Here is a 6,698-nt window from a genome sequence, read left to right as displayed (position 1 = left end):
CTTCGTGACGGCGACCGGGCTCACCCGCGGCACCGTGCGGCAAATCGACCGCGCCCGGCGGGCGGCGGTCCTGATCCAGGAAAGCGTGCCGGTCCACGACGTGATTTACCGTCTCGGCTACTTCGACCAGCCGCACCTGGCGCGGTCCCTGAGCCGTTACATCGGGCGCACCGCCACCCAGTTGAGCGAGCGGAGTCCGGCGCAGCCGCTGTCACTCCTCTACACGCCCTGACCGCTCGCCCCCGGGCACCGGCCCGACGTCGCCGGAGCGGCGGCCGTACGGCTCCGCGGCGGGCGGGTCAGAAGTGCGTGGTGACGCCGAACGCCGCACGCAGGCTTGCCATGTCCTCCAGGTCGCGGTCCCTCGGCTCGTAGCCCTGGTGGAAGGCGACCTGCTGGCCGACGGACAGGCAGCGCACCCGCACACCCTCGATCGTGCCCGTGACGAAAGCCGCGGCAGGGTAGTGAAGCGCGGCGCCGCGGTCGTCCAGGTGCTGCACGGCCGAACCGTCCTCCGCGACCTGCAGCGGATGGAGATCGAGCTCGTGCCCGTGGCCGTCGGCCATCACGAACCTGGCCGGTCGCCCGGGCACCACGCCGGGCCGTTCGGCGTACCCAAGCGACTCCAACTCGCCGATCACCAGCCGCTCCTGTTCGGCGCGGTGGAGCAGGTCAAGGTCGTGATGCTCCCGGGTGACGCGCCCGACCAGGACGTCGATTCCCCAGCCGCCGGCGACCCAGACATCGCATCCGGGGGCGTGTAGCGCGTTCAGCACCCGCAGCATCTCGCCGAGAGACAGCACCGGTTCACCGCCTCTCCTCTCGATCTTCGACCACGCTATCCGGGCGACGGGTAGCGCGGGCAGTGGAGAAGGTCCGCCGCCGGGCCGCGGCACCCGAGCTCACGGTGGGGACTCGGCCCGCACCTGCTCGAAGAGCTGAGTCAGCCGCCCGAGCCCCGCCGCGGTCCGCAGCACGTCGGAGTAGTCGCGCAGGTGGACGATACGGCCGTCGCGGGCGCGCAGAACGAGCACGAATCGGGAAGAGAACGGCTGCCCGGTCGCGTGGTTCACGCCGTCCATCTCGCCCTCGGAGATGACCACTTCGGCGTCGGCCGTCTCGTGAACGCACATCGCGCCAAATCCGGTCAGCGGTGGCTCGGAGACCGACGCCCACGCCGCCCTGAAGCCTGCACGGATCTCCGCGCGCCCGTCGTACCGCTGCGACGCACCGCGATGCGGGGCCCAGAACACGAACTCGTAGGTCGCCTCGTCGGCGAACAGGTCGGCGAGCGAGTCGGGCGAGAAGTCCAGCATCGCCTGATGGAAGCGGTCGAGCAGCTGTCGTGGAGTCGCGGGCACGCTGTCCCCTTCATCGCCGCGAGCGGTGGCTCAACAAACGTAGACCGAAACAGAATCTCCGGTCAACAAGTGTGGAGTCGTTCCAGCCCTCTTGGCTACTCGTCGGTAACCAGAATTCAAGCAGGCGTCAAGCACCGGAAACTACTAATGATCACCGAGTTCGCGGGGGCTTGTTCAGCAGGGCGATGAGCCGCCCTCCGTCAGTGCATCGGATACGGCAGGTCCAGTGACGAGAGAGTTGTTCGGCGATGCGTTCGCCGATTCGAGACGAATCAGCGGAGGACGGATATGACGCTGGAACGCCGGCCGGTCAGATCCCGGTCCAATTGCGCTGTCCGAGGTGTCGCCTCATGGATTTCCGGCACCTCCGTCACGCCGAACCAGATCTCCTGCGCCAGTGTGGTGTTCGCGGGTCTGGCGGGCTGGGCGCTGTCCGGGGCGCCGGGATGGGCCGGATACCTGACCGCCGCGGTGCTCATCCAGCTGAGGCTGCTGTGCAACGTGCTGGACGGCCTCGTCGCGGTCGAGGGCGGGAAGAAGTCCCCGACCGGCGCGCTCTACAACGAGTTCCCGGATCGCGTCGCCGACTCGCTCGTCATCGTCGGGGCGGGCTACGGCGCGGGACTGCCGGAGGTCGGGTGGCTCGCCGCGCTTCTCGCCGTGACCACCGCGTACGTCCGGGTGTTCGGGGGTGCGCTCGGCTTCGAGCAGGAGTTCCTCGGCCCGATGGCCAAGCAGCACCGGATGGCCGTCCTGTCGGCCGGCTGCCTCGTGGGCGCGGCCGAGTCCCTCCTGACGGCGACGCAGTACTCGCTCAAGGCGGCGACAGTGGTCGTGGCCGTCGGCTCGGCCGTCACGTGCTGGACCCGCGGTCGCGCCGTCGCCAGGAGATTGCGGGCCGCCGGTGTCTAGTCTCCTCAGGATGGCGCTGGTCTGGCTGGTCCGGATCGTCGTCGGCGCCCACCCCCGGTACTTGTCCGCCCTGGCGGCCGGCCGCCAGCGAATCTATTTCTCGAACCACACCAGCCACGTCGACACGATGGCGATCCTCGCCGCGCTTCCCGCGCGGCTCCGCGGAAGCGTCCGTCCGGTGGCGGCGCGCGACTACTGGGACTCCTCACCGCTCAGGAGCTTCGTCGCGCGACGCGTGCTCGACGTCGTCTTCGTCGACCGGCGGCGGCAGGGGGCGGGTGACCCGCTCGACCCGCTGCGGGAGGCGCTGCGCGAGGGGGCCTCGCTGGTGATCTTTCCTGAGGGAACCCGGGGCACGGGGCCGGAGCCCGGGCCGTTCCGGAGCGGGATATTCCGGCTCGCACGGGAATTCCCCGACGTCGAGCTCGTCCCCGTGAATCTGTCGAACCTCGATCGCGTCATGCCCAGGGGAAAGGTGATCCCCGTTCCCCTCCTGTGCCGGGTGGGGTTCGGCGCGCCGCTCGAGCGGGTGCCCGGCGAAGAGAAGGACGCTTTCCTCGAACGCGCTCGGGGCGCGGTCATCACGATCGGAAACACCTGACATGCCACACGTCTTCTGGATGACGATCACCGGAATGGTGACACTGCTCACCGGGGCGACGACGGTGGGAGCGGTCCTGGCCCGTCGCACCGGCCCGGGGAACACGACGGTGCTGAACCTCAACCAGCGGATCAACGCCTGGTGGGTCATGATCGCCGTCGCCGGCACCGCGATCGTCGCGGGCAGCCACGCGACCATCGTGCTGTTCGCGCTGTGCTCGTTCTTCGCGCTCCGCGAGTTCATCACGCTGACCGCGACCAAGGACGCCGACTACTGGTCGTTACTGCTGGCGTTCTACGTCGCGCTTCCGGTCCAGTTCGCGCTGCTCGGGCTCCGCTGGTACGGGCTTTTCTCGATTTTCATCCCGGTCTATGTGTTCTTCGTCGTCTCGGCCGCCGCCGCGCTGTCGCAGGACACCTCCGACTTCCTCGAGCGCAACGCCAAGATCCAGTGGGCGCTGATGGTGTGCGTCTACGGCCTCAGCCACGCCCCCGCGCTGCTGATGCTGGAGATTCCCGGCTACTACGCCGGCAACGGCCCGCTGCTGCTGTTCTTCCTGCTGGTCGTGCAGTCGAGCGACGTCTTCCAGTACGTGTGCGGCAAGCTCTGGGGCCGTACGCCGCTGTCGCCGAAGGTGAGCCCTTCCAAGACCGTCGAGGGGCTCGTCGGGGGCGGCCTGGCGGCGGTGCTGCTCGGCGTGCTGCTGCACGGGCTGACGCCGTTCACCCCCTGGCAGGCCGCGCTGATGTCGCTCGCGATCGTGGCGGCCGGTGTGATCGGCGGTCTCGTGCTGTCGGCGGTGAAGCGCTCGCTCGGCGCCAAGGACTGGGGCGAGATGCTGGCCGGGCACGGCGGAATGCTCGACCGGGTGGACTCACTGTGCTTCGCCGCACCGCTGTTCTTCCACCTGACCCGGTACTTCTTCGTCCCCTGACCCGTACCGCCGTGCGGTGGCACGGCCCCGCAGGTGCCGGTGCGTGTTGCTCAGAGGCACATGGACGTGACGAACAACTCCTACTACGTCGACCCGTTCGAGTTCTGGTGTGACGACCAGCCCGACCAGGCCGCCAGCAACTCGGCAAGATCGACGTCGCGGCTCCCGGCTCGTCGATCTACTCCACGACGTGGAATACCCGTACGGGGACCGACGGCTACGGCACCGAGAGCGGTACGTCGATGGCGAGCCCGCACGTCGCCGGCGTGATGGCGCAGATGAAGTCGGCGCACCCGTCGTGGTCGCCGGACCAGATGATCAGCGAGCTCAAGGCGCGGGCCGTGCCCAAGCCCTGCCCGCTGAACACCGCGGCCTGCACCGGCACCGTCGACGACAACAGCTTCTTCGGCGCCGGCGTCGTCGACACCCTCGCGGCCGTCAAGTGAACTGACCCCGGCATCACCTGCGTGACATTCTCACGCGGGGCCTGCACCGTCACGACGGTGTGGGCCCAGTGCCGTACGGCGACGAGGAATGTCATCCCCACGGCCGGCGCGGCGGCTGACGACTGCCGCAGAGCTCGGCGATGTAGGCCTTGTCCATCAGCGCGATCTGGTTCTCCGCTCCCCAACTGCCATTGATCACGCAGGCGAGCGTGTGGGTACCGCCCGACCGCGCGGTCACGCCGGTGAGATAACCATCGAGGGTTCCGCCGTGGCCGTACACGGTGATCCCGCAGGGGAGCTTCATAATGATCATGCCGAGGCCGTCCGGCCGCCCGTGGTCCGAGGAGGTCGACCGGCGCATCCTTCGTCCGCTCGGTCTGCGGGACACCAGTGTGCCGGGCCTTTCCCGGACGTTCCGGACCCGCATTCCGAGGGTTACGACCGGTACCCCCGACGGCACGCTCGTCGACGTCACCCGAACCCTTGCGCCCTACACCGCCGACGCCGACGGAGACGATCTGGGTGCAGGCCACCCCCAACCCTGCCGCGGCGAGCGAGGCGCAGGAGGACGTATGCGAGATGCTGCATAAGCTTGAGTGGACACCGTGGGCGCTGTTAGCTTCACCCGGTGGACGACATGCCCGCACGGGCGGAGGCGATCGAGGACTTCGCGGCGGCACTGCGAGAACTTCGCAAATCGGTCGGCAACCCACCGTTCCGAGAAATGTCTGGCCGGTCGGGGGCGATCTCCCACACGACGTTGCACGAGGCCACGAAGGGTAACCGGCTCCCGAGTTGGGAGACCACCGTCGAGTTCGTCAAGGCGTGCGGCGCAGACTCGGCCGCGTACCGTGAACGCTGGGAGAGGGCGAATTCAGCGGTCAGATCGGCGAGCGCCGGAGATCCTTCAAGCCGCGGGGGCACCTTGCGGGCCGGTCCGCCTGATGGTCTCGAAGCCTCCGCCACCGACATCGCGGAAGATCGCGCCGTGCCCGGCGCCACCGGGCCACAAGCCCCACGATCGGCTGGTGAAACCCCGGCATCTCCGCCTACGCCGCCACGGCCCGACGAGATCGCGGGCGACGTCCAGCCTGTCCCCTCTGTGCCAGGGGGCCGGAGGCGATTCCGACCAACCCTCCCGGCCGCGGCCGCGCTCGCAGTAGCGGCCGCCGGTGTGGCGACAGTGGTCCTCATCGCGGTCGCCGTCAATCGTGGCTCCGGGACCGACGGGCACAACGTGAACCCGTCCGAGAGCGCATCGAAGACCGGGCTGTCGGCAGCCGACTGCCCCGTGCGCGCCACCAACCCGCCGTGGAGCCCGCCTGTGCACGAGGGTGATTCGGCGAAGTTCATCGGAGACATCACGCTGCCCGACTGCACGCGCGTCGGCTCCCGCCAGATCGTGACCAAGGTATGGCGGCTCAAGAACGCTGGGACCGTGCCGTGGAAGGGATATTCGCTGCATCGCATCGACCTCCCGCAGCAACCCGATCAATGCCAGACCGTCCCCGACGTACCGATAAAGGACACGCGCCCCGGAGAGATGGTCGACATCCGGACCGACATCACCACGCCGACGAAGCCAGGCTTGTGCTATGTGCGGTTCAAGATGATGGAGGGCTCGGGACGGGTCGCGTTCCCCGGAGGCCGGCCACTCAACTTCCAGGTCATCGTCGGCTGACGACTGTTCCCCGCCGTGCACGACACGGCGGGGAACAGGGGCGGACCGCCTCCCGCTGCTCAGGACGTGAGAGCGATCCCCTTGTAGTAGTACCTGAGGATCCTGGAGTAGCTCCAGCCCGCCTCGGCCTTGTCGCGAGAGCCGTTCTGCGACATCCAGTCGCCGGCCACCCAGTGGCGGCAGGCCGTCGTCGTGGAGCAGTACTGCGCCTTGAAGATCTTCCCGTTGCGCGTCATCCGGATGCCCCAGGTCGCGTCCACCGCGGCGTTCGTCGCCGCCGTCGCCGAACCCGGCTTGTACATCTGGCTGGACGTGTGGTCGGTGACGTCGTAACACTGGCCGCTGGGCGTCTTGCTCGCCGACCTCAGCGCCCAGTACCAGCCGAAGTTCTTGACCGCGATCGCCCCGGCCCGGAGAGACTCCCTCGGCCAGTGCGACCGCCACTCGTTCGGCAGGACGTTCTTGATGTAGGTCTTGAACTCCACCCGGTCCACGCGGTTGAGGGATTCCCGGTAGACGAGGATCGTCGTAGGCAGCCTGCTGTCCGTGCCGTCGGTCTTGCACCCGGTCGGCGGCGCGGAGCTCAGGAACCGGTGGGAGGCGTTCTGGTTCTTGAGGCCGGGCTTGAGGTTGCCCTTGGCGCCCGGCCCGAAGTCCTGGTAGACGCTGCCGCCGTAGTTGCTGTTGAAGTAGACCCGGACGGTCTTGCCGCTACGGTTCCAGACCGAGGCCGCGGCGTTCTTGACGCACTTGCCCTTGCCGG

The 6,698-nt window shown here is 68.6% G+C and carries 10 protein-coding genes; 6 read left to right on the top strand and 4 right to left on the bottom strand.

Annotated features, from left to right (window positions below):
* On the top strand, positions 1 to 232 hold a 232-nt coding region (locus AB0J39_RS22120), incomplete at its 5' end, for a hypothetical protein (RefSeq protein WP_363467672.1).
* 67 nt (positions 233 to 299) lie between these two features.
* Here the strand turns inward: AB0J39_RS22120 and AB0J39_RS22115 are convergent.
* Together AB0J39_RS22115 and AB0J39_RS22110 are read right to left on the bottom strand one after the other, a co-directional pair.
* Positions 300 to 803: a hypothetical protein gene (locus AB0J39_RS22115; protein ID WP_363467670.1), complete on the bottom strand. Its 504-nt coding sequence runs from the start codon at positions 801 to 803 to the stop codon at positions 300 to 302.
* 99 nt (positions 804 to 902) lie between these two features.
* Positions 903 to 1,361, bottom strand: a complete 459-nt coding sequence (locus AB0J39_RS22110) for a nuclear transport factor 2 family protein (protein WP_363467667.1) — start codon at positions 1,359 to 1,361, stop codon at positions 903 to 905.
* A 288-nt stretch (positions 1,362 to 1,649) separates the two neighbouring features.
* On the opposite strand from AB0J39_RS22110, the gene AB0J39_RS22105 reads away from it, so the two are divergent.
* From AB0J39_RS22105 to AB0J39_RS22090, 4 genes are all read left to right on the top strand, one after another.
* Positions 1,650 to 2,273 (top strand): CDP-alcohol phosphatidyltransferase family protein, encoded by a 624-nt coding sequence (locus AB0J39_RS22105; protein WP_363467665.1) that lies wholly within the window; start codon positions 1,650 to 1,652, stop codon positions 2,271 to 2,273.
* Positions 2,274 to 2,283: 10 nt separating this feature from the next.
* A complete protein-coding gene (locus AB0J39_RS22100) occupies positions 2,284 to 2,874 on the top strand; it encodes a lysophospholipid acyltransferase family protein (RefSeq protein ID WP_363467662.1) in 591 nt (196 codons plus the stop codon).
* Position 2,875: 1 nt separating this feature from the next.
* Entirely contained in the window at positions 2,876 to 3,808 is a 933-nt protein-coding gene (locus AB0J39_RS22095; protein WP_363467659.1) for a phosphatidate cytidylyltransferase, read from the top strand.
* A gap of 149 nt (positions 3,809 to 3,957) precedes the next feature.
* Positions 3,958 to 4,254 carry a S8 family serine peptidase gene (locus AB0J39_RS22090; protein ID WP_363467681.1) on the top strand — a complete coding sequence of 99 codons (297 nt, stop codon included), beginning with the start codon at positions 3,958 to 3,960 and terminating at the stop codon, positions 4,252 to 4,254.
* 91 nt (positions 4,255 to 4,345) lie between these two features.
* Here AB0J39_RS22090 and AB0J39_RS22085 read toward each other — a convergent pair whose 3' ends face one another.
* Positions 4,346 to 4,615 carry a hypothetical protein gene (locus AB0J39_RS22085; protein WP_363467657.1) on the bottom strand — a complete coding sequence of 90 codons (270 nt, stop codon included), beginning with the start codon at positions 4,613 to 4,615 and terminating at the stop codon, positions 4,346 to 4,348.
* A 276-nt stretch (positions 4,616 to 4,891) separates the two neighbouring features.
* On the opposite strand from AB0J39_RS22085, the gene AB0J39_RS22080 reads away from it, so the two are divergent.
* On the top strand, positions 4,892 to 5,935 hold the full coding sequence (locus tag AB0J39_RS22080; RefSeq protein ID WP_363467678.1) for an NBR1-Ig-like domain-containing protein: 1,044 nt from the start codon (positions 4,892 to 4,894) through the stop codon (positions 5,933 to 5,935).
* A gap of 59 nt (positions 5,936 to 5,994) precedes the next feature.
* Here AB0J39_RS22080 and AB0J39_RS22075 read toward each other — a convergent pair.
* The coding region (locus AB0J39_RS22075; RefSeq protein WP_363467654.1) for a SpoIID/LytB domain-containing protein at positions 5,995 to 6,698 on the bottom strand (704 nt) is incomplete at its 5' end.

Source organism: Microbispora sp. NPDC049633, from assembly GCF_040675265.1.
GTDB lineage: Bacteria > Actinomycetota > Actinomycetes > Streptosporangiales > Streptosporangiaceae > Microbispora > Microbispora maris.
This window is presented reverse-complemented; position numbering and strand designations above follow the sequence as displayed.

What these genes read in the sequence shown, in the direction of transcription:
- AB0J39_RS22105 (WP_363467665.1), top strand. Translation starts at nt 1,650, where the DNA reads ATGACGCTGGAACGCCGGCCGGTCAGATCCCGGTCCAATTGCGCTGTC.
- AB0J39_RS22100 (WP_363467662.1), top strand. Translation starts at nt 2,284, where the DNA reads ATGGCGCTGGTCTGGCTGGTCCGGATCGTCGTCGGCGCCCACCCCCGG.
- AB0J39_RS22095 (WP_363467659.1), top strand. Translation starts at nt 2,876, where the DNA reads ATGCCACACGTCTTCTGGATGACGATCACCGGAATGGTGACACTGCTC.
- AB0J39_RS22085 (WP_363467657.1), bottom strand. Translation starts at nt 4,615, where the DNA reads ATGCGCCGGTCGACCTCCTCGGACCACGGGCGGCCGGACGGCCTCGGC.
- AB0J39_RS22080 (WP_363467678.1), top strand. Translation starts at nt 4,892, where the DNA reads ATGCCCGCACGGGCGGAGGCGATCGAGGACTTCGCGGCGGCACTGCGA.